Here is a 242-nt window from a genome sequence, read left to right on the forward strand (position 1 = left end):
GCATCGCGAGTAAAATCCCGGCCATCAAGTCGCGCGTACCGCTGCCGGTGGGCGTCGGTTTCGGCATCCGCGACGCGCAAACGGCGCGTGCGGTGGCCGACGTGTCCGATGCCGTCGTGATCGGCAGCCGTATCGTGCAATTGCTCGAACAAGCCGCGCCCGACACCGCTGCCGAGACGCTCACGCGTTTCGTCGCCGAAGTGCGCGAGGCGCTGGACAGCGTTGCGACTGACCGATAACAG

The 242-nt window shown here is 66.5% G+C and carries 1 protein-coding gene; it reads left to right on the forward strand.

The window, feature by feature from the left end; all coding sequences use genetic code 11:
• Nucleotides 1-239: tryptophan synthase subunit alpha (locus tag SB764_RS43980; RefSeq protein ID WP_410867311.1), on the forward strand; the 239-nt coding region annotated here is incomplete at its 5' end.
• Between the last annotated feature and the right edge of the window lie 3 nt (nucleotides 240-242).

The sequence above is a fragment of the Paraburkholderia sp. SIMBA_027 genome (assembly GCF_046535315.1).
Lineage (GTDB): Bacteria > Pseudomonadota > Gammaproteobacteria > Burkholderiales > Burkholderiaceae > Paraburkholderia > Paraburkholderia tropica.